At 69.4% G+C, this 19,666-nt stretch carries 17 protein-coding genes and 1 pseudogene; 9 read left to right on the forward strand and 9 right to left on the reverse strand.

Going from position 1 to position 19,666, the window contains the following annotated elements:
* Positions 1-28: 28 nt before the first annotated feature.
* On the reverse strand, positions 29-739 hold the full coding sequence (locus tag ACTJLF_RS02760; RefSeq protein ID WP_440882438.1) for an SIMPL domain-containing protein: 711 nt from the start codon (positions 737-739) through the stop codon (positions 29-31).
* Between the two features lie 79 nt (positions 740-818).
* Entirely contained in the window at positions 819-1,178 is a 360-nt protein-coding gene (locus tag ACTJLF_RS02765; protein ID WP_019652408.1) for a hypothetical protein, read from the reverse strand.
* A 173-nt stretch (positions 1,179-1,351) separates the two neighbouring features.
* Between ACTJLF_RS02765 and ompR the strand changes: the two genes are divergently transcribed.
* Together ompR and ACTJLF_RS02775 are read left to right on the forward strand one after the other, a co-directional pair.
* Positions 1,352-2,083 (forward strand): osmolarity response regulator transcription factor OmpR, encoded by a 732-nt coding sequence (gene ompR, locus ACTJLF_RS02770; RefSeq protein WP_007837017.1) that lies wholly within the window; start codon positions 1,352-1,354, stop codon positions 2,081-2,083.
* A 74-nt stretch (positions 2,084-2,157) separates the two neighbouring features.
* Positions 2,158-3,582, forward strand: coding sequence for a sensor histidine kinase (locus ACTJLF_RS02775; RefSeq protein WP_019652407.1), 1,425 nt, complete (start codon positions 2,158-2,160; stop codon positions 3,580-3,582).
* Positions 3,583-3,611: 29 nt separating this feature from the next.
* Here ACTJLF_RS02775 and ispF read toward each other — a convergent pair whose 3' ends face one another.
* Entirely contained in the window at positions 3,612-4,103 is a 492-nt protein-coding gene (gene ispF, locus ACTJLF_RS02780) for a 2-C-methyl-D-erythritol 2,4-cyclodiphosphate synthase (protein WP_019652406.1), read from the reverse strand.
* Positions 4,100-4,822, reverse strand: a complete 723-nt coding sequence (gene ispD, locus ACTJLF_RS02785; protein WP_126181982.1) for a 2-C-methyl-D-erythritol 4-phosphate cytidylyltransferase — start codon at positions 4,820-4,822, stop codon at positions 4,100-4,102. The genes ispF and ispD overlap by 4 nt, the downstream gene beginning before the upstream one ends.
* Positions 4,823-4,940: 118 nt before the next feature.
* On the opposite strand from ispD, the gene mfd reads away from it, so the two are divergent.
* The 3 genes from mfd to ACTJLF_RS02800 are packed head-to-tail and all read left to right on the forward strand — an operon-like array spanning position 4,941 to position 10,209.
* A complete protein-coding gene (gene mfd, locus ACTJLF_RS02790; protein WP_132751140.1) occupies positions 4,941-8,423 on the forward strand; it encodes a transcription-repair coupling factor in 3,483 nt (1,160 codons plus the stop codon).
* Positions 8,420-9,130, forward strand: coding sequence for a phosphoserine phosphatase SerB (gene serB, locus ACTJLF_RS02795; RefSeq protein WP_019652403.1), 711 nt, complete (start codon positions 8,420-8,422; stop codon positions 9,128-9,130). The genes mfd and serB overlap by 4 nt, the downstream gene beginning before the upstream one ends.
* A complete protein-coding gene (locus ACTJLF_RS02800) occupies positions 9,127-10,209 on the forward strand; it encodes an Ldh family oxidoreductase (protein ID WP_440882439.1) in 1,083 nt (360 codons plus the stop codon). The genes serB and ACTJLF_RS02800 overlap by 4 nt, the downstream gene beginning before the upstream one ends.
* Positions 10,210-10,216: 7 nt before the next feature.
* Here ACTJLF_RS02800 and ACTJLF_RS02805 read toward each other — a convergent pair.
* Positions 10,217-10,539, reverse strand: a pseudogene (locus ACTJLF_RS02805) (DUF6172 family protein).
* A gap of 62 nt (positions 10,540-10,601) precedes the next feature.
* Here ACTJLF_RS02805 and ACTJLF_RS02810 point away from each other — a divergent pair.
* Entirely contained in the window at positions 10,602-10,829 is a 228-nt protein-coding gene (locus ACTJLF_RS02810) for a hypothetical protein (RefSeq protein WP_019652400.1), read from the forward strand.
* Between the two features lie 15 nt (positions 10,830-10,844).
* Here the strand turns inward: ACTJLF_RS02810 and ACTJLF_RS02815 are convergent, their stop codons facing one another.
* Complete coding sequence (locus tag ACTJLF_RS02815) at positions 10,845-12,032, reverse strand: aminotransferase-like domain-containing protein (protein WP_019652399.1); 1,188 nt, start codon at positions 12,030-12,032, stop codon at positions 10,845-10,847.
* A gap of 121 nt (positions 12,033-12,153) precedes the next feature.
* Here ACTJLF_RS02815 and nth point away from each other — a divergent pair, with 121 nt between their 5' ends.
* Entirely contained in the window at positions 12,154-12,801 is a 648-nt protein-coding gene (nth, locus tag ACTJLF_RS02820) for an endonuclease III (RefSeq protein WP_019652398.1), read from the forward strand.
* Between the two features lie 35 nt (positions 12,802-12,836).
* On the forward strand, positions 12,837-13,694 hold the full coding sequence (locus ACTJLF_RS02825; RefSeq protein ID WP_020722928.1) for an Ivy family c-type lysozyme inhibitor: 858 nt from the start codon (positions 12,837-12,839) through the stop codon (positions 13,692-13,694).
* A 15-nt stretch (positions 13,695-13,709) separates the two neighbouring features.
* On the opposite strand, the gene ACTJLF_RS02830 is transcribed toward ACTJLF_RS02825, so the two are convergent.
* Positions 13,710-15,272, reverse strand: coding sequence for a methyl-accepting chemotaxis protein (locus tag ACTJLF_RS02830; protein ID WP_019652396.1), 1,563 nt, complete (start codon positions 15,270-15,272; stop codon positions 13,710-13,712).
* 146 nt (positions 15,273-15,418) lie between these two features.
* Here ACTJLF_RS02830 and ACTJLF_RS02835 point away from each other — a divergent pair, with 146 nt between their 5' ends.
* Positions 15,419-18,172, forward strand: coding sequence for a LuxR C-terminal-related transcriptional regulator (locus tag ACTJLF_RS02835; RefSeq protein ID WP_440882440.1), 2,754 nt, complete (start codon positions 15,419-15,421; stop codon positions 18,170-18,172).
* Between the two features lie 30 nt (positions 18,173-18,202).
* Here ACTJLF_RS02835 and ACTJLF_RS02840 read toward each other — a convergent pair whose 3' ends face one another.
* Both ACTJLF_RS02840 and ACTJLF_RS02845 read right to left on the reverse strand, forming a co-directional pair.
* Positions 18,203-18,760, reverse strand: a complete 558-nt coding sequence (locus ACTJLF_RS02840) for a histidine phosphatase family protein (RefSeq protein WP_440882441.1) — start codon at positions 18,758-18,760, stop codon at positions 18,203-18,205.
* Complete coding sequence (locus ACTJLF_RS02845) at positions 18,757-19,551, reverse strand: adenosylcobinamide-GDP ribazoletransferase (RefSeq protein WP_132798001.1); 795 nt, start codon at positions 19,549-19,551, stop codon at positions 18,757-18,759. Before ACTJLF_RS02845 ends, ACTJLF_RS02840 begins: the two co-directional genes overlap by 4 nt.
* Positions 19,552-19,666: the final 115 nt, after the last annotated feature.

Raw genomic sequence — 19,666 nt, forward strand, 5'->3', positions numbered from 1 at the left:
GACCGTCCTCTCTAGCTATATATGGGCTCTACTTGAGCTGCACGGAGCCCGACACCGTCACCACCACGGCAGTCTTTCCGGCCTCGACCGGCACCGCCGAATCGGCGGAGGAGAAGGACTTGGCCTGCACCGCCATCATGCGCGGGCGGATCGGGCCGTTGTCGCTCGCGTTCACCGACACCTCGCGCAGCGTGTAGCCGCCGAAGCCGAAGCCCTTGGCCAGTTCGTTGGCCTTCTGCTTGAAGTTCTCGATGGCGATGTTCTGCGCCTCGGTCTCGGTCTTGGCCCTCTGCTCGCGGCTCAGGCCGAAGCCGACATTGCCGACGTTGAGCGTGGTGATGCGCCCTGCCGTCTGGGTGATGCGCGGGAAGTCGCGGCCTTCGAGCACCAGCTCGGTCGAGCCCTGCCAGCCGTTGATCTTGCCTTCCTTCGTGTAGCGCGGCGACAGGCTGAAGTTGCCGGTGCGCACGTCGAGCTGGCCGGTCTGGGCGTTCTTCTTCGCCTCGGACAGCGCGGCGTCGAGCGCGGCCTTCAACTGGGTCTGCACGGTGGCGGCGTCGGCGGCATCGCGGGTGGTCACGAGGGTCATGCTCAGCATGTCCTGCTGGACTTCGACGGTGCCCGATGCCGTCAGCTGCAGCACGTTCTGGGGCGCGGGCGCGACGACGTTCTGGGCCAGCGCGTTGCCGGCGGCAGCCAGGGCGACGCAGGCCGCAAGCAGTTTGATCTTTTTCTTCATGGCGAAGTACTCCCGATGTTGGTATGGAAAGGCAGGCGCCGGGCTTGCCGCGGCAGGCCGCAGGCGCATCGATGCCGCATCAGCGGCGCTGGCTGCGCGGCGCCAGCGGCAAAGTGCCCACCGCGGGCGGCGGCACCGGCACGATGCGCTCGGCCGGCTGCGATTCTGCCGAATTGAGCAAAGCACCCGCGGCGGGCGGGGCCCATTGGCCGCGTACCTGCTGGCGCAGTTCGAACAGCTCGGCGGGCGTGAGGCGCCTTCCGGCGATCGCTTCTCCGCGGCGCTTCTCCTCGCGCTGCTCGGCACGGTGGGCGGCGACGGCGTCGCGGACTTCGTTGCGTCTTGCCTCGCCGACCCGGAGGAAGTCGCCGGAAACCGCCAGCGAGGGGCCGCAGGCGAAAACGAGGATGAGCGGCAGTGCGGGGAAAGGACGTCTCATTGAGGCGAAAGTCATCGGTACACGTGACTTTGCCACTGCCGGACTAACGTCGAATGACCAGACCGCGAGTGTCCGCAAGTTTTGTAACTTAGTGTCAAACCCCAAGCAAATCCGGCTCAACCGGACCGCAACGCCTTCAGAATCGGCGCTGTTACAAATTCGACGTTGTAGAAATGACTCAAGTTCCCGCTCGCACCGACAAGATCGTGATCGTCGACGACGACGCCCGCATCCGCGACCTGCTGCGCCGCTACCTGACGCAGGAAGGCTTCGAAGTGATCGTGGCCGAGGACGGCAAGGCGCTCAACCGCATCCTGTTGCGCGACACGGTCGACCTGATCGTGCTCGACCTGATGATGCCCGGCGAGGACGGCCTGTCCGTCTGCCGCCGCCTGCGTGCCGCCAACGACCGCACGCCGATCATCATGCTCACCGCCAAGGGTGAGGACGTGGACCGCATCGTCGGCCTCGAAGTCGGCGCCGACGACTACCTCGGCAAGCCTTTCAACCCCCGCGAACTGCTGGCCCGTGTGCACGCCGTTCTGCGCCGCCGCCCGCCGCTCGAGGCGCCCGGCGCGCCCTCCACCGAGAACGAGACAGTCACCTTCGGCCCGTTCGCCTTCGACCTCGGCTCGCGCACCCTGAAGAAGGATGGCGAAGAGCTCTCGCTGACCACCGGCGAGTTCGCGATGCTGAAGGCGCTGGTGCGCCATCCGCGTCAACCGCTGTCGCGCGAGAAGCTGGCGCAGCTGGCGCGCGGCCGCGAGTTCGAGCCTTTCGACCGCAGCCTGGACGTGCAGATCTCGCGCCTGCGCAAGCTCGTGGAGTCCGACGCCGCTGCGCCCCGCTACATCCAAACCGTCTGGGGCGTGGGCTACGTGTTCGTGCCGGACGGCACGGCCTGACGCCACGTTGAAAGGTGGCCGTCGGCCAACCCCCTAGACCCGGCGCTGCCCAGGAGGACGGCGCGCAGGTCACGATGCCGAGCCCGCTCGAAGCGAGCTCGCAGCGTGACCGCCGCCCCGGCCTCAAGCTGGGCTTCAGCCTTTTCTGGCGCACCTTCTTCCTGCTCGCTCTGCTGCTGATCGGCTGCACGGTCGCCTGGCTGCAGACTTTCCGCTCGCTCGAATACGAGCCGCGCGCCATCCAAACGGCGCACCAGATCGCCTCGCTCGTGAACCTCACGCGGGCTGCGCTGGTGTACTCCGACGCCATCACTCGCGTGTCGCTGATCAAGACGCTGGCCGACCAGGAGGGCGTGCGCATCCTGCCGCGCGAGCCCAACGACCGCTTCCAGCCCTACACCAGCGGCGCGCTCGACCTGCGCGTGACCGAGGAGCTTATCGAGCAGCTCGGCGAAGGCACGACCGTGGCCAGCCGCGTGAACGACGAGGCGGGCCTGTGGATCGGCTTCACCATCGAGAGCGACACCTACTGGCTGCTTCTCGACCCCACCCGCTTCAGCCGCGTGGGCGGACGCACCTGGCTGGTATGGCTGAGCACCGCCATGGCGCTGTCGCTGGCGGGTGCGGCGCTGATCACGCGGCTCATCAACCTGCCGCTCAAGCAGCTGTCGCGCGCGACCATGCAGGTGCGCGAAGGCGAGTACGAGGCTCACCGCCTCGACGAGCGCGCCCGCACCAACGAGATCCGCGCGGTCAACATCGGCTTCAACCGCATGGCGGACCAGCTCGCCAAGATCGAGCAGGACCGCGCCATCATGCTGGCCGGCATCTCGCACGACCTGCGCACGCCGCTGGCCCGGCTGCGGCTGGAAACCGAGATGAGCGTGGCCGACGAGGACGCGCGCGACCACATGGCCGCCGACATCGCCCAGCTCGACGCGATCATCGACAAGTTCCTCGACTACGCGCGGCCCGACCACGTCGACCCCAAGCCGGTGCTGCTGCGCGACGTGGTCGATGCCTGCACCTACGCCGTGCAGGACTACGAGGAGATGAACATCAAGGTCGAGGTGCCGCCCGACCTGCGCGTGATGGGCGACGAGGTCGAGCTCACGCGCGTCATCTCCAACCTGGTCGAGAACGCGCGCCGCTACGGCAAGACGCCCTCCACCGGCGTGGCCGATGTGACGATCCAGGCGCAGGCCAACAACGACGCGGTGCTCATCAAGGTGCGCGACCACGGCGCGGGCGTGGAGCCGGCCCTGCTCGCGCAGCTGACCAAGCCCTTCTTCCGCGGCGACACCGCGCGGACATCTGCGGCCGGTGCAGGACTGGGCCTGTCGATCGTGGCGAAGAACATCGAGCGCATGGGCGGCACCTTCGCGCTGACGAGCACGCCGGGCCGCGGTCTGGCAGCGCACATCCGCATGCCGCGCGCGATGCCGCCCGGCACCAAGCCCGGCGAACCGCAGGGCGGCAGCGGAAAGAAGCCCGCCTGACTGGTGGCCGCCGGCCGCGCTGGTCTTGCTTATCTGTGGAGAAGAACGGCCGCGCGAGCCTCCATCGCGCGGCCCTCGCCCACCGGGCCGAGCTTCTCGGCGGTCTTGGCCTTCACGTTCACCTGCTCCAACGCCACGCCCAGCGTGTCGGCGATGCGCTGGCACATGAGCGGAATGTGCGGCGCGAGCTTGGGCGCCTGCGCGATCACCGTGCTGTCGACGTTGCCGATCTCCCAGCCCGCGGCACGCACCCGGCGCGCCGCCTCGGCCAGCAGCACGGCCGAATCGGCGCCGCGGAACTGCGGATCGGTGTCCGGAAAGTGCCGGCCGATGTCGCCGAGCCCCGCGCCGCCCAGCAGCGCGTCGGTGATGGCATGCAGCAGCACGTCGGCGTCCGAATGGCCGAGCAGGCCGGTGGTGTGCGGCACTTCGATGCCGCCGAGGATCAGCTTGCGCCCCGCCACCAGCTGATGGACGTCCCAGCCTTCGCCGATGCGGATGTTGAAAGTCGCAGCGGTCATGCCAGCTCCTTCCTGCGGCCCAGCAGCACGGCCTCGGCCAGGGCGAAGTCTTCCGGAAAGGTGACCTTGAAGTTCTGGGCGCTTCCGGGTACCAGCAGTGGCGACAGTCCGATCGCCTCGATGGCGCTGGCCTCGTCGGTGACGGCGTCGCCGGCGCGTTCCAGCGCGTCGAGCAGCATGCCGATGCGGAACATCTGCGGCGTCTGCGCCAGCCACTTGTCGGCGCGCGGCAGGGTCTGCGCCACGCGGCCTTCGGTGGTGGACGACTTCAGCGTGTCGGCCAGCCGCTGAGCCAGCAGGCCGCCGACGGCATCGTGCTCACAGGCGGCGATGAGCGCCTCGATCTGGCTGGAGGTGACGAGGCAGCGGGCCGCGTCGTGCACCAGCACCCAGTCGTGCGCGCCGGCGCCCTTCTGGCGCAGCGCCGCGAGGCCGTTGCGCACGGTGGCGGCGCGGGTCACGCCGCCCACGCGCAGCAGGTACTCGTTCTCGGCCGGAAAGCGCGGCAGCACCGCGTTCACGTCCCGGTCGTCCGGCGACACCACCAGCGCCAGCCCGGCGAAGCGCCCCGACATCGCGCGGAAGGCCTCCAGCGTATGGGCCACCATCGGCAGGCCGGCCAGGCGCCGGTACTGCTTGGGTTGCGTGGACTGCGCATGCCCCGCGCGATGGCCGGAGCCGGCGCACGGGATCAGCACGAAGAGTCGGGAAGAGGACATGGGGCCCAGCGTCGGCCGTGGCCGACAAGCGGATAAAGGGCCGCCATTCTAGAATTGCCCGTTACGCACACCCCTCGCCAGCCGGCGCGGGGTGTTGTGCATTTCCATCAAGCGTTCCATGGACCTCCCCCACCTCACGGCGGGCAAGCGATTCACGCTGCCGCGTCCTCCCTTGTCGGCAGATGCCTTGCTGCTGGCGCAACTGGCCATGCGCGAGAAGGCCGCCGGGCGCGCCACCGCGATGTTCACGGCCGACGCCAACGACGCCCAGCGCCTGATCGACGAGATCGCGTTCTTCGCTCCCGACCTGCGCTGCGCCCTGTTCCCCGACTGGGAGACGCTGCCCTACGACAGCTTCTCGCCCCACCAGGACCTGATCAGCGAGCGCCTGGCCACCCTCTGGCGCATCAGCCAGAAAGAGGCCGACGTGGTGCTGGTGCCGGCCACCACCGCGCTCTATCGGCTGGCGCCGCCCTCCTTCCTGGCCGGCTACACCTTCCACTTCAAGGCCAAGCAGAAGCTGGAGGAGTCGAAGCTCAAGGCCCAGCTCACGCTGGCCGGCTACACCCACGTGACGCAGGTGGTGAGCCCCGGCGAATACGCGGTGCGCGGCGGCCTGATCGACCTGTTCCCCATGGGCTCGCTCGTGCCCTTCCGCGTCGACCTGTTCGACGACGAGATCGACACCATCCGCACCTTCGACCCCGACACCCAGCGCAGCCTCTACCCGGTGCCCGAGGTCCGGCTGCTGCCGGGGCGCGAGTTCCCGATGGACGACGACGCGCGCGGGCGCTTCCGCAGCCGCTGGCGCGAACTGCTCGAAGGCGACCCGACCAAGAGCCGCATCTACAAGGACATGGGCAACGGCGTGGCCACCGCCGGCATCGAGTACTACCTGCCGCTGTTCTTCGACGAGACGGCCACCGTGTTCGACTACCTTGGCGCCGACGCCACCGTGGTGCTGCACGGCGACCTGGAACCGGCCTTCCAGCATTTCTGGCAGGACACCAACGAGCGCTACCGCCTCGTGCGCGGAGACCCCGAGCGCCCCGCCCTGCCGCCCGAGGCGCTGTTCCTGAACGCCGAACAGTTCTACCAGCGCGCCAAGCCGCATGCGCAGCTCGCCATCCGCGGCGACGTGGACACCGACACGCCCTACGCCGAGTTCGACAGGCTGCCGCCCTTTGCCGTGGTGCGCGGCGCCGAAGATCCGCTGGTCGGGCTGAAGGCCCACATCGCGAAGACGCCGCACCGCGTGCTGCTGATCGCCGAGAGCGAAGGCCGCCGCGAGAGCCTGCTCGACTTCCTGCGCGCCAGCGGCGTGAATCCACCGGCCTTCGATTCGCTGGCCGAGTTCGAGGCCTCCGGCGACGAGAAGACGGGCATCGCCACCGCCGCGCTGGCCTCTGGCTTCGCGTGGCGCGAGCAGGGCATCGACTTCGTCACCGAAACCGAACTCTTCGCCACCGCGCCCACCACGCGCCGGCGCAACAAGAAGCAGGAGCAGGTCAGCGACGTCGAGGCGCTCATCAAGGACCTGTCGGAGCTCAACGTGGGCGACCCGGTGGTCCACAGCGCGCACGGCATCGGCCGCTACCGCGGCCTGATCCACATGGACCTGGGCCAGGGTAACGGCCCCGACGGCAAGCCGCTGCTGCAGGAAATGCTGCACCTGGAGTACGCCGACAAGGCCACGCTCTACGTGCCCGTGAGCCAGCTGCACCTGGTCAGCCGCTACACCGGCGTCAGCGCCGACGAGGCACCGCTGCACAAGCTGGGCTCCGGCCAGTGGGAAAAGGCCAAGCGCAAGGCCGCCGAGCAGGTGCGCGACTCGGCCGCCGAGCTGCTCAACATCTATGCCCGCCGTGCGGCGCGCGAAGGCCATGCCTTCCGCTACTCGCCGGCCGACTACGAGGTGTTCGCCAACGACTTCGGCTTCCAGGAGACCGCCGACCAGAAGGCGGCCATCCACGCCGTGGTGCAGGACATGATCTCGCCGCAACCCATGGACCGCCTCGTGTGCGGCGACGTGGGCTTCGGCAAGACCGAGGTGGCGCTGCGCGCGGCCTTCATCGCCGTCACCGGCGGCAAGCAGGTGGCCTTCCTCGCGCCCACCACGCTGCTGGCCGAGCAGCACTACCAGACGCTGGTCGATCGCTTCGCCAAGTGGCCGGTGAAGGTGGCCGAGATGAGCCGCTTCCGCTCCGCCAAGGAGGTCGCCGCCGCCGCCAAGGGGCTGGCCGACGGACAGGTCGACATCGTGGTCGGCACGCACAAGCTGCTTTCGCAGTCGGTCAAGTTCAAGAACCTGGGCCTGCTCATCATCGACGAGGAGCATCGCTTCGGCGTGCGCCACAAGGAGGCGATGAAGGCCATGCGCGCCGAGGTCGACGTGCTCACGCTCACCGCCACGCCGATCCCGCGCACGCTGGGCATGGCGCTCGAAGGGCTGCGCGACCTGAGCGTGATCGCCACCGCGCCGCAGCGGCGCCTGGCCATCAAGACCTTCGTTCGCAACGAGGGCACCGGCGTGATCCGCGAGGCCGTGCTGCGCGAGCTCAAGCGCGGCGGGCAGGTCTACTTCCTGCACAACGAGGTCGAGACCATCGAGAACCGCCGCCAGAAGCTGGAAGAGATACTTCCAGAGGCGCGCATCGCCGTGGCCCACGGCCAGATGCCAGAGCGCGAGCTGGAGCGCGTGATGCGCGACTTCGTGGCGCAGCGCCACAACCTGCTGCTGTGCTCGACCATCATCGAGACCGGCATCGACGTGCCGACCGCCAACACCATCGTGATCAGCCGCGCCGACAAGTTCGGCCTGGCGCAGCTGCACCAGCTGCGCGGGCGCGTCGGCCGTTCGCACCACCAGGCGTACGCCTATCTCATGGTGCCCGACACCGAGGGCCTGACCAAGCAGGCCGCGCAACGGCTCGATGCCATCCAGCAGATGGAGGAGTTGGGCTCGGGCTTCTACCTCGCCATGCACGACCTGGAGATCCGCGGCACCGGCGAGGTACTGGGCGAGAACCAGAGCGGCAACATGATGGAGATCGGCTTCCAGCTCTACAACGAGATGCTGAGCGAGGCCGTGCGCGCACTGAAGGCCGGGCAGGAGCCCGACCTGCTGTCGCCGCTGTCGGTCACCACCGAGATCAACCTGCACGCCCCCGCCCTGCTGCCCGACGACTACTGCGGCGACGTGCACCTGCGCCTGTCGTTCTACAAGAAGCTGGCGACGGCGAAGACGCCCGACCAGATCGACACGCTGCTGGAGGAAATCGTCGACCGCTTCGGCAAGCTGCCGCCGCAGGCGCAGACGCTGATCGACACCCACCGCCTGCGCGTGCTCGCGCGGCCCTACGGCGTGGTGAAGGTCGACGCGGCGCCGGGCATCATCAACATCACCTTCAAGAAGGATCCGCCGGTGGACGGCATGGCCATCATCCAGCTGATCCAGAAGAACAGGCACATCAAGCTAGCCGGCAACGAGAAGCTGCGCATCGAGCGCGAACTGAAAGAACCCAAGGACCGGGCCCAGATGGTGCGCGACGTGCTGCGCAGCCTGGGCCAGCCCACCGTCAAGGAAAACGCTACCGCATGAGCGCTACTGAAATCTCCCCCGGCCTCGTCATCCAGCGCGTGAAGCCGCCGCTGAAGCTTGCCGACTTCAAGCTGATCGCCTTCGACATGGACTCGACGCTGATCAGTATCGAGTGCATCGACGAGATCGCCGATGCCGTCGGCAAGAAGGCGGAGGTGGCCGCGATCACCGAAGCCACGATGCGCGGCGAGATCAAGGACTTCAAGGAAAGCCTGCGCCGCCGCGTGGCGCTGCTCAAGGGCGTGCCGGTCGAGGCGCTGCAGCAGGTGTACGACGAGCGCCTGAAGCTCAACCCCGGCGCGGCCGAACTGGTGTCGGCCTGCAAGGCGGCCGGCCTCAAGGTGCTGCTGGTGTCGGGCGGCTTCACCTTCTTCGCGAACCGCGTGAAGGACCGCCTGGGCATCGATTTCGCACGCTCCAACCTGCTCGACGAGGCCGACGGCAAGCTCACCGGCGAGGTGGTCACGCAGAGCTGGGGCGACATCTGCGACGGCGCCGAGAAGCGCCGCACGCTGCTGGAGGTGGCCTCGCTCATGGGCATCTCGCCGCAGGAAACGATCGCCGTGGGCGACGGCGCCAACGACCTGCCGATGATGGGCGAGGCCGGTCTCTCGGTGGCCTACCACGCCAAGCCGAAGGTGCGCGAGCAGGCCATGGTGGCCATCAACGAAGGCGGCCTCGACCGCGTGCTGGAAATACTCAAATGACCGACGCCGCCGCGCCTGCTTCATCGGCTCCTCTCTATCGCGCCGATGCACTCGTCGCCTACGCGGACGCCCTGCTGCAGAAGACCGGCCTCGCCGCGCCGAAGGCGGCCGTGGTCGCGCGCACGCTGGTCGAAGGCGACCTGCTGGGCCACGACACGCACGGCCTCGCGCTGCTGGCGGGGTACGTCAAGGAGCTGGAATCCGGCGGCATGACGCGCGACGGCGCGCCCGAAGTGCTGTCCGACCGCCCCGCCGCCGTGCTGTGGGACGGCAGGCGCCTGCCCGGCCCGTGGCTGATGGACCAGGGCATGAACCTGCTGGTGCCGCGTGCGCGCGAGCTGGGCACGGCGTCGCTGGTCATCCGGCGCAGCCACCACATCGCCTGCCTCGCCGTCTACATGCTGCGCGCGCTGAACGAAGACATGCTGATGCTGCTGGCCTGCTCCGACCCCAATGCCGCCAGCGTCGCGCCCTTCGGCGGCACGCAGGCGGTGTTCACGCCGAATCCGCTGGCCATGGGCTTTCCGCTGTCGCAGGGCGGCGTGATGGTCGACATCTCCGCCTCCATCACCACCAACGGCATGAGCAACCGCAAGCGCGCGGCCGGCGAGACCTTCGCCGAAGAGTGGCTGATCGACGCCGCCGGCAAGCCCACCAACGATCCTCAGGTGCTGTTCGACCAGCCCCCCGGCACGCTGCTGCCCGTGGGCGGACTGAGCCACGGCCACAAGGGCTATGGCATGGCGCTGCTGGTGGAGACGCTCACGGCCGGCCTCGCAGGCCACGGCCGCGCCGACCCGCCAGAGGGCTGGGGCGCGACGGTGCACGTCACGCTGCACGACTTGAACGCCTTCGGCGGCAAGGAAGCCTTCCTGCGCCAGATGGACCACGTGGCAGCGCAGTGCCGCGGCAATGCGCCCATCGACCCGGCAAAACCTGTGCGGCTGCCTGGCGAAGGCGGGTTGAAGCGTCGGGAATTGCAGTCGAAGGACGGGGTGCGGCTGCACCCCTCGATCGCGCGCTCGCTGCAGGATGCGGAGCAGCGCCACGGCCTGCGGCTGGCGCAGGCGCTGGTCTGAGCGGGGCTCAGCCTTCCTCGGGCGATTCGGATTCCGGTGAGCCGGCCGGGCGCGCCTTGCGCTGCGCCGGCTTGGCGAGAATCTCGATGTAGAACTGCTTGCCGCCCTCCTTCACCACGCCGTCGATCAGGCCGGTGATGGCGGAAAGGTGGATGACTTCGCGGATTCCTGCGACGCGCCGAAGCGGCAGTCGAAGTCCCAGTAGTCCATGCCCTCGGGCAGTTCGCGGCGCCGCTCGCGCTTGATGTACTTGCGGATCTCGTGCTTGATGGCTTCGAGTAGACGGTCGGGGTGCTTGCCCTCGACCTGAAGCTGGAAGGTTTTTCTCATGGGTGATCCTAACCCGCTGTGTACAGTCGCCTCATTCCACGGACAACAGGACAGGTGACGACATGGCGCGCGCGAACGACTGGGCAAGCAAGGTGATGGCATTGATCAACGGCGGCAACCCCAGCGCGGCCATCGCGCAGATCAAGGTCGCGCCCTCGGTCAAGGATTTGAAGGCGCTGCAGACGATCATGACGCTGTCGAAGATGAAAGGCCGCTATCCGAACGTGGATGCGGCCATCACGGACAACCTGGACCTGCTCGCGGCGCCCCGGCTGCACCGGTCGCCCTGAGCCTGAGCCGGCCCCTTACAGGGCCTGGCCGAGGCGCTTCACGCCCTCTTCGATCTTCGCCACGTCGGCCGTGGCGAAGCTCAGGCGCAGCGTGGCGACGTCGGGCTTCTCCGCGAAGAACGGCGCGCCGGGCACGAAGGCCACCAGCTTCTCGATGGCGCGCTTGGCCAGTTCGTTCGCATCGGCCAGCTTGCCGTTGGCGCCCGTCAGGCGGGCCCAGAAGAACAGGCCGCCGTTGGGCTGGGTGAAGCTCACCGCGTCGCCCAGCTCGCGCTTGAGCGCCGCGCCCATAGCCTGCGCGCGCTGGCCGTACACCTCGCGCACATGGGCCAGCGTGGCGGGCATGCGGCCGCTCTTGAGGTACTGGGCGGCCGTGGCCTGCGAGAAGGTGCTGGTGTGGGCGTCGCTGAACTGCTTGCACATGGTGGCCTTGGCCAGCAGCTCGGGCGGGGCGATCATCCAGCCGATGCGCAGGCCGGGGCTCAGCACCTTGCTCAGGCTGCCACAGTGCGCCAGCAGCTCGCGGCTGCCGGGCACGTCCTTGCTCAGCGCCATGATCGAGGGCGGCGGGGCCTCGCCGAAGTAGAGGTCGCCGTAGGGGTCGTCCTCGACGATCAGCGTCTGGTACTTCACGGCCAGCTCCAGCACCTTCTTGCGGCGCTCCAGGCTCAGCGTGGCACCGCTGGGGTTGCCGAAGGTGGGAATGAGATACACGAGCTTGGGCTTGTGCTCGGCGATGAGCTTTTCGAGCTCGTCGGTCTTCACGCCGTTGGCGTCGACGGGTGCGCTGACGAGCTGCGCGCCGTACAGGCGGAAGCACTGGATGGTGGCCAGGAAGGTCGGGCCCTCGACGATCACCTTGTCGCCGGGCGAGATCATGGTCTTGCCCAGCAGGTCCAGCGCCTGCTGGCTGCCGGTGGTGACGATCAGTCCGCTGGGGTCAACGTCGACGCCCTTGGTCTTCATGAACGAGCTGAGCTGGCTGCGCAGGGGCTCGTAGCCTTCGGTCGCGCCGTACTGCAGAGCGCCGCCAGGTTCCTCGGCCAGGGCCTTCTGGCTCGCCTCCTTGAGGCCTTCGACGTCGAACATGGCGCTGTCGGGGAAGCCGCCCGCGAAGCTGATGATGCCGGGCTTGCCCAGCAGCTTGAAGAGTTCGCGGATGGCGGAGGTCTCGACGTTGTCGAGGCGGGAGGCGAATTGCATGGTCGGTCTCACTTTCTGGGGTTGCATTGTCGCCAAAGCGCGGTCAATAAAGCTGCGTAAGGCCATCCGCTTTCGACGATATATTGCGGCTGGCGGCCTTGCCTGCCCCTTCCGAAGCCCCATGAAAAAAGACAACATCCCCCTCTTCTTCGCCACCCTGCAGGCGGCCAACCCCGAACCCGAGACCGAGCTGGAATACAGCACCCCCTTCGAGCTGCTGGCCGCCGTGCTGCTGTCGGCCCAGGCCACCGACGTGGGCGTGAACAAGGCCACCCGCAAGCTCTTTCCGGTGGCGAACACGCCTCAGGCCATCCTGGAACTGGGCGTGGAAGGGCTGGAGGAGTACATCAAGACCATCGGGCTGTACCGCAGCAAGGCCAAGCACCTGATCGAGGCCTGCCGCATCCTGGTCGAAAAGCACGGCGGCGAGGTGCCCCGCACCCGCGCCGAGCTGGAGGCCCTGCCGGGCGTCGGGCGCAAGACGGCGAACGTGGTGCTCAACGTGGCCTTCGGCGAGGCGACGATCGCGGTCGACACGCACATCTTCCGCGTGGGCAACCGCACCGGCCTGGCCCCCGGGAAGACGCCGCTGGAGGTGGAACTCAAGCTCGAGAAGCGCGTCCCACCGGAGTACCGGCTGCACGCCCACCACTGGCTGATCCTGCATGGCCGCTACATCTGCGTGGCGCGCAAGCCGCGCTGCTGGGAATGCGCGGTGGCCGCCTTCTGCGCCTACAAGCCGAAGACGCCCGCGCCCAAGTCGCCCTGAGACAAGAGAACGAAACAACGACAACGAAAAGACGAATGACGAGACGCCAGACCACAGCGAAGACGACGAACGACTCCCGAGCCCTGCTTCTTGCCGTGCTGGCCGCGCTGCTGCCGGCCGCTGCCTGGTCGCAGCAGGGTGGCCAGCAGCTTCCCAACTACGTCGGCCAGTACACCGGCCGATGGTCGGCCGACTGCGCGAACAACTCGGCCGCCGCGCTGCAGGTCCGGGAGGATTCCCTGATCGCCGAAAGCGGCAAGCGCCGCGTGGTCACCCGCGAGCCGCAGACGGTCCACAGCCTCTTCGGCAACAGCCCGCCGCCTGCGGGCTTCGACGTGGCGCTGGTGGGCGAGACGGACAAGGCCGGCGCGCTGACCTTCCTCGTCTACCGCAGCCCGCGCGGCCAGTACGTCACGCTCGATGCCGACAAGCCCCTGGCCGGCCAGCTCGGCCCCGAGATGATGAAGCTGCGCTACTGGCGCTGCAACGGCGCCGCCCGCGCGCTGCCGCCGCCACCCGAGCCTGCCGCCAAGGTGCCGCCCCCGCCCACCGGCAGCCCCGCCGCGCTGGCGCGCGGCCCCGCCATGCAGAAGGCCTGGCGCACCGCCCTGGGCACGCGCGAGACCGAGCCATGGCTGGTGCGCCGCGAAGGCCCGGCGCCCGAGCCGAAATGGGTGACCGTCGACGGCACGCGCTACCTGCTGCACGCCTTCTGCAAGCCGCACGACTGCTACGACAACAACGCCATCGCGCTCTACGACCAGGGCTCCGGCCGCATCTATGGCCTGGTGCAGCGCAACGGCGGCAACCGCCTGCTGGGCTCGCCGCCCGCCGCGCTCGCGCCGCAGCTCGACAAGCTCTGGCGCGAGCAGTGGCGCAGCAAGTCGAACTGACCGCGGCCGGCCCGCTCAGGCCAGCTTGAACATCCGCACCGCGTGCACCAGCCCCGCGGCCTGGTCGTTCATCGACTGAGCTGCGGCTGAGGCCTGCTCGACCAGCGCCGCGTTCTGCTGGGTCGTGCGGTCCATCTGCTTGATGGCGTCGTTGACCTGGCCGATGCCGGCGGCCTGCTCCTGGCTGGCCGCGGTGATCTCCGCCATGATGTCCGTCACCCGGCGCACGCTGCCCATGATCTCCTCCATGGTCCTGCCGGCCTGGTTGACCAGCGTGCTTCCCGCCTCCACCTCGCCCACCGAGTCGCCGATCAGCGTCTTGATCTCCTTGGCCGCCGCGGCCGAGCGCTGCGCCAGGCTGCGCACCTCCGAGGCCACCACCGCGAAGCCGCGCCCCTGCTCGCCGGCACGGGCCGCCTCCACCGCCGCGTTGAGCGCGAGGATGTTGGTCTGGAACGAGATGCCGTCGATCACGCCGATGATCTCCACCACCTTCCTCGACGATGCGTTGATGGACGCCATCTTCTCCACCACCTGGTCGACCACAGCCCCGCCGCGCGAGGCCACCTGCGAGGCGGAGTCGGCGAGTTCGTTGGCCAGGCGCGCGTTGTCGGCGTTCTGCCTGACGGTGCCGGTGAGTTCCTGCATGGCCGCCGCCGTCTGCTCCAGCGAGCTGGCCTGCGCCTCGGTGCGCGACGACAGGTCGCGGTTGCCCGAGGCGATCTGGCTCGATGCCGAGGCGATGGAATCGGTGCCCTCGCGCACCTGACCCACCACCTTGGCGAGCTCGTCGTTCATCGAGCGCAGCGCGCGCATCAGCATGCCCGACTCCGAGGCGTCGGCCACCTCGATGCGGGCCGTGAGATCGCCCGACGCCACCTGCTGGGCCACGGTCACGGCCTGGCCCAGCGGCCGGGTGATGGAGCGCGTCATGCGGAACGCCAGCAGCAGCCCGCCGGCCATCGACGCGCAGCTGATCCACACGATCATCCACTTGGCGCGCTGGTAGGCGGCCTGTGTCGACGCGGTGCTTTCGTCCGCGCCCTTCCTCAGCAGCGCCTGGAAGGCCGAGGCATGCGCCAGCACCTGGTTGAGCAGCGGCATGCATTCCTGGGTGAGCACCTTCACGGCCGCGTCGGTCTGGCGCGAGGTGGCGAGCCCGACCACGTTCTTCGCGATCGGCAGGTACTGCGCCTCGAGCGCGCCGAGCTTCTCCAGCATCCTGCGCTCGTCGGGCGTCGCGGCATCCGGCGCGGCCATGACCGCGGCCAGGCTCTGCAGGCCGGTGTCGATCTCGCGCTGCGAGCTGCCGACCAGTTCGATGTCGCCCTTCTGCGCGGCCGGGTCGGACACCAGCGCCAGGTTGCGCGCCGCGATGGCCCGCTTGCCGATGGCGGACTGCACGTTGTTGAGCTCGTTGAGCTTGCGTTCGCCGACCTCGGTGGCGAAGGCCACACGCTCCGACAGATGCGCCATCTCGCGCAGGCCGATGCCGGTGATGACGAGCTGAAGCAGCAGCAACAGCGCAAATCCCAGCCCTAGGCGGGCTCCGATCCTGAGATTCGAAAGATCGAACATGAGGCGTTCTCCAGTCTTGTTTGCGGGGGCTCCGCCGAGTCATCGGCATCGCCCCTGCACGCCACCCCACCCCCGAAGGGTGGGGATGGGCAAACCCTCGAATATGGGATTCGATCCGCTTGCGGGATGACTCAGAATCCGCACGGATGCAACCTGTCCCCATACCCGGTACGCCGGCACTGCGCACGCGAAGCCGCCGACTGCTGGTCCGCCGAAGCCTGCTCGAAAGGCTCGACGGGCCAGACACCCGACGGTGCGTGGTGCTGCGCGCGCCAGCCGGCTTCGGCAAGAGCTCGCTGCTGCTGACCTGGCAGCGCGAACTGGTCTCCGCGGACGCGGGCATCGCCTGGCTCAGGCTCGCCGACCTGCCCGAAGGCGACCTGCACTTCATGACCGGCCTGATGTCGGCGCTGGCGGGCATCGACTCCGTCATTCCCCGGCAGGCGATGGCGCACGCCGTTCCCGACGCGCTCGCCATGGAGCGCATGGTCATCGCGCTGGTGCGGGGCATCGCGGCGCACGGACGCAGGGTGGTGCTGATCGTGGACGACGTGCAGCGCGCGCAGAGCGGCCTCGTGCTGCACGCGCTGCAACTGCTCGTGGAGTACGCGCCGCCCAACCTGATGTGCGTCTTCGCCAGCCAGGACGAACTGCCGATGACGCTGGCGCACGCCCCCGCCTCCAAGACGGTGCTGGAACTGCGCAACGACGACCTGCGCTTCAGCCTGCCGGAATCGATCGACTACCTCGGCATGCGCCTGCCCCGGCTCGACGAGCGCGCCGCCGCGGCGATCCACCGGCTGACGGAAGGTTGGCCGGCTTTGCTGCGGCTGGCCAGCGCCGACGTGCGCCGCCGGCGCGGCGTGCAGTCGCCGCTGGTGCACGGCGTGGCCGACCCGGAGCCCTTCGCCGCCTACTTCGACGCGCACGTCTTCCCGCGCCTGTCCGAAACCCAGCTGCGCCTGCTCACCTTCTGCGCCGCCGCCACCCGCTTCAGCGCCCCGCTGTGCGCCGACCTGGCAGGCGAAGGCTTCACGCCGGCCATGTGCGCCGAGCTTCTGGAACCGCTGGTGCACGAGGGCCTGCTGTCGCTGGTGACCGAAACGCCGGAGACGGCCCCCCACGAGCGCTGGTGGCACATGCATCCGCTGCTGCGCAGCGTGCTGCTGGTGCGTTTCGAGGCCTGGCCCGAAGCCACGCGCCTGCGGGTGCATGCCACGGCCTGCCAGGCCTTCGCGATCCGCGGCATGCACCACCAGGCGGTACGCCACGCGCTGGCGGCCGACGACCACGACGCCGCTGCCCGGCTGGCCGTGCGGGGCGCGGAGGCGCTTTTCACGCGGGGCCGGATGAGCGAGGTGATCGCGCTCATGCGCCAGATCGACCCCGGAAAGATCGGCGACAACGCAAACCTCGCTCTCTGGATTGCCTGGGTCGAGTTGGCCGACTACCGGCTCGACGACTGCGCCCGCAGCATCGAACGGCTGCGCCAGATGCCCGGCGCGCTCGACCCCGCCATGCGCTACCGGCTGACGCTGCTCGGCTGCCTTTTCGCCATCCGCAACGACGACAACGACGCGCTCTCGTGGCTGCTGCCCGAACTGCTGGCACCGCCGCCGGCGGCCGACGAGTTCGCGCTCGCCGGGCGACGCAACGTGCTGACCTGGCTGCACCTGCACCGCGGCGAATTCGAGGAGGCGCGGCGCATCCAGCGTGACGAGCCGGCGCCGCGCATCGATGGCGAGCCGGTCGCCGGCACGCTGTTCGGCTCGCTGGTGGGCCAGTGCCTGGTCGGGCTTTCATACGCCATCGAGGGCCACATGCACCGGGCCGAACGCATCTACCGCCAGGTGCTGGCGGAGGCGCAGGAGCGCGGCGCCCGCTGCCGCGAGGCCGCGCGGCTGACCGCCCAGCTGCTGGTCGAGGTGCTGTACGAGCAGCAGGGCCCGCTCGCGGCCGCGCGCTTCATGCAGGAACAGCTCGGCACGCACGACGGCCTGATCCCCGACACCACCCTGCGCATGATGATCGTGGCCAACCGCGCTCAGCAGGCCGCCGGCCGCTGGACCGAGGCGCTCGAGCACCTCGCGCAGGCCGGCGGCTTCATGCGGCGCTTCGCCATGGACCGCGCGCTGGCCTGCGTGCTGCTGGAACAACAGGGCATCCAGCTCGCGACCGGCGACGCCGACGGCGCGCGCGAGTCGTTGCGGGAGATGGAGGCGCTGCACGCCAGGCACCCGGGCGTGGGGCCCGGCACCCTGCGGCGCATCGCCGACATCGTGGAGCGCGCGCGCATCCGCATGGCGATGCACGACGGCGAGCTTCCCGATGCGCTGGAGAAGATCGAACGCCTGTCCAACCACTACCAGCAGCGCGGACAGGTCGGCCTCGTCGCCTCCCTGCAGATGCTGGCAGCGGAGGTCGAACACAGGCTCGGCCGCGCCGAGGCCTCGAGAACGCGCGTTTGCGCGGCGCTGCGACTGGGGCACCGGCTCGGGCTGATGCAGACCCTGCTGAGCGCGCACGGCAATGCGCTGTCGCTCATCGTCTCTGCCGCGGCCATTCCCAATCTCGATCCGGTGCTCGGCTTCTTCATCGAGCGGATCGAGTCGCTGGCCCGCTTGCAGCGCGACGCGCGTGCCGAGCCGCCGCCCATGCCGCTGCTGCGCGACGACCGGCGCCTGACGCGCCTGCTCACCCTGCGCGAGGCCGAGATCGCCGAGCTGCTGCTGCAGTCCCTGCCCAACAAGAAGATCGCCCTCACCCTCGGACTGTCGCTGGACACGGTCAAGTGGCACCTGAAGAACATCTACCTGAAGCTGGACGCTCACGGACGAAGCGCCGTCGCGCGGCGCATGCGGCAGGAGCTCGAACGCGACGACGGGGGGCGTTCGGTCTAGGGCCTGCCGCGCCTGTCGGGTCAGGCCGGGTCAGGCCGGATTGTCGAAAACCAGCCAGCCGCCGAAAGGTATCTCGCCTGACGGCCAGTCGCCGGCAGCAGCCGGGCAGCGGATGCCGCGCCGCAGCAGGCTCACGGCGCGCAGCACCCCGGCATGCGTGACCCACAGCGTGTCGCGCGGCTGCGCCAGCCACTCGTCGTGCGCCTCGGCAATGCGCGACATGAAGGTGCGCACGCTCTCGCCGTGCGTGCCGGCGCGCAGGTCGGCGAAATCGGCCGTCCAGGCATCGAAGTCTTCACGCGGGATGTCGGCCCACGGCCGGCCTTCCCAGGCGCCGAAATCCATCTCGGCCAGCCGCGCGTCCTGCATCACCGACAGGTCCGGGCGCAGCGCGGCGATGGCCTCGGCCAGCGCGACGCAGCGCCTGAGCGGAGAGCTGCACAGCAGCACGTCGGCCGGCAGCAGCGGTGCGATGCGGCGGGCGGCGGCCAGCGTGGCATCGGCATGCGCTTCGAGGTCCGTCGCCCCGTAGCAGAGGCCGGGTTCCGCCACGACCGGCGCGTGGCGCTGGAGCCAGAGCGTGCTCATGCCTTCCAGGCCAGCGCGAGGTAGATCGCGAGTTCGCAGACCTGCTGGGTCGCGCCCAGCCCGTCGCCCGTGAAGCCCTGCAGCCGCCGCATGAAGAGCCGGGCCATCCAACCTGCCGCCAGCATGGCCGCGAGCACCGCCGCCGCGACGTGAACCGCGTCGTGTGCCTGCAGCAGCAGCGCCACGGCGGGCACCGTCCACACGATGGCGATGAGCAGCGCCCCCGGGCTGATCGCATCCGCCAGCGGCTTGGCCTTGCTCGCGCCGCTGTCGCCCACGTAGGGCAGCCAGCGGATCAGGAAGAGCGGCATCAGCCGCGACAGCACATGCGCGCCGACGATGGCGATCGCCGCCGCCTGCAGACCCCGCCCCGCCAGCGCGGCGAGCAGCGCGAACTTGAGTCCGAGCGCCAGTACCAGCGCCACTGCACCGAAGGCGCCGATGCGCGAGTCCTTCATGATCTCCAGCGCCCGCTCGCGGCTAGCCGATCCGCCCAGGCCGTCGGCCACGTCGGCCAGCCCGTCTTCATGGAAGGCGCCGGTCAGCATCACGGTGGCGACGGTGCTGAGCACCGCGGCGGCCAGTGCACCCGCCACGCCGGGCAAGCCCCAGGCCACGCCCGCGAACACCAGCGCCGCCACCCCGCCCGCCAGCCAGCCGATGCCCGGCAGGTGCGCCGCGCTCGCGCGCAGCATCTGCGGGCTGAAGCCGACCCACTCGGCCAGTGCGCCCGTCACCGGTATCCGGGTGAAGAACTGCAGCGCGAGCAGGAAATGGCGGATGCCGCTCATCGGGGAACCTCCGTGCTTCGCACTGCGGTGCGAGCTTGCCTGGGGCGGCGCGGCGCGGCGCTCATTGGAGCACCTCCGTGCTTCGCACTGCGGTGCGAGCTTGCTTGGGACGGCC

The organism is Variovorax sp. 22077 (genome assembly GCF_052044195.1).
Classification (GTDB): Bacteria; Pseudomonadota; Gammaproteobacteria; order Burkholderiales; family Burkholderiaceae_C; genus Variovorax; species Variovorax atrisoli.